At 74.3% G+C, this 1,986-nt stretch carries 1 protein-coding gene; it reads right to left on the reverse strand.

The features are described from left to right. Window positions 1-1,986: lantibiotic dehydratase (locus tag ACFXA3_RS41725; protein WP_385196599.1), on the reverse strand; the 1,986-nt coding region annotated here is incomplete at both ends.

Below are 1,986 nucleotides of genomic sequence, written 5' to 3' on the forward strand. Positions count from 1 at the left end.
CGCCCACAACCCTCTCCCCGCCCGGGGCGGGGGCGGGGGGGGCCCCCCCCCCCTCCGCGGGGGGCCGCGTCCCGCTCGACGGCCGTCTGGTCGACGGCGACGAACCGCAGTTCCGAGGTGAACGTGTCGCCCCGGTCGTCGGTCAGCCACGCCTGCTCCGGCGTGGGCAGCATCTCGCTGACCTTCAGCTTGGCCCCGGGGTCCTTGCGGGCCAGCCTGCGCGCGGCCTTCGCGAGGATGGTCAGGTACACCGGACTGTCGAAGTCCACGTAGAACGGGCGCGGTTCGGCCGGCGAGACCACGAACACGAACCGCGGCAGGTCGTGCTCCTCCCGCCAGTGCCGGGCCCGCACGTACCGCTTCGCCTCGGACTTCTCGTCGGCGAAGGCCAGTTCGGACGCCGGGAACGCCCACGTCTCGCGCGCCACCACCATCTTGTCGATGCTGATCCGCGGCGTATGGTCGCCCTCCGGGCGCAGCGTGAACCGGTCCATGACCCGCTGCGTCAGGGTGTTCGCGTACACGTCGAGCAGATCGAAGGCCGCCCCGTCGGGCAGCACCGCCGTCAGCCGGCCGCCGCGGTCCTCGACCCTGACGTCGGCGCACAGGACGGTGCGCGGGCGGTGCGGATCGCCGGTGTCGTCGACCAGCGAGACGTAGTAGTCCTGCGGCCGGTCCAGCGAAGGCCTGCTGCGCGTCGACCACTTGAGCGGCAGCTCCTTGGGCAGCATCGGCAGCAGCCGCGGCCCGGGGAAGTCACGGGTGGTCTCCGCGATCAGCTCGTCGAGGTCGGGATGCTGGTGGACGAAGAGGGAGGCGCCCATCGTGTTCAGCGCGCTGTGCATCTCGCCCAGCACCATCTCGAAGTCCCCGCGCGCCACCGCGTCCGCGTTCTCGGCGAGCAGCAGCACGTCCGGACTGAAGTAGCGGGCCAGCGACCAGCCCGCGCCGGGCTCCTCGAACTCCGCCCGCACCCGCTCCGCGATGGCCGCCGAGGACACCCGCACCCGGCGCGCCCCCTCGGGCACGGCCAGGATCCGCGCCCATTTCGCCCGCAGCTCGGCCTGGACGGCGTCGAGGTCCCGGCCCGCCTCCGGATACGGGGACGGCAGACAGCCCAGCCACATCGCGCCCAGGTCCACCGGACCGGCCGCGCTCAGCCGCTCGTACACCTCGCGCAGCCGGGTCACCACCCGCTCGGCGAAGCGGTTCGTCATCCAGCGCGCCGCCGTCAGGCACTGCGCGAGCGGGGTCAGCTCGTCCAGCAGGGCGGTGCCCAGGGTCGCCGTCGCCGCCCGCCGGGCGTCCGAGTACACGAGCCCCCGGCACGGCGCGGTCCGCGCACCCTTGGACCGCTGCGCGTCGGTGGCGGTCAGCGCCGCGAAGTCCGCCTCCAGGGCGCCGATCGCCGAGGTCAGCGCCTCGGCGTCCAGTCCGGCCGCCTGGACGGCGTCGCGGCCCCGCTCCAGGACGGCCAGCTTCTCCAGGGCCGGCTCCCGCAGCCCCGGATCGCCGATCCGCTCCAGGACGGCCCGCAGCTCCCGCTCCGGGTAGGTTCCCGTCGGCACGTCGAGCCGCCAGTGCACCCACCGCTTGCCCAGCAGCCACTGCACCGTCTCGGTCGCCTCCGCCACCGGGATCCCCAGCTCCGCCGCGATACCGGCCACCGGACGGGTCCCGTCGCACAGGTCCAGTACGGCGCGGGCGCCCTCGCCGATGGGCTGCGGGGGCCGGCCCGGCAGGTGCACGGACAGGCCCTCGGCCCGGACGAAGGACACCCGGCGCGGCGGTATCCACGCCCGCAGCGCCGGATCGGCGTTCAGCGACTTGGCCAGCGCGTCGACGGCCCAGCTGGCGAAGTAGACCCGCGAGTCGGCGAGGAACCCGCCGCTGCCGGGATCGACGCGCACCCCGTCGGTGGACAGGTCCCAGCGGCCCCAGCCGACGGGTCCGAAGAACCCGATGGTGTCGTTCTTGACGCAGAAC

Source organism: Streptomyces sp. NPDC059456 (assembly GCF_042750055.1).
Classification (GTDB): Bacteria; Actinomycetota; Actinomycetes; order Streptomycetales; family Streptomycetaceae; genus Streptomyces.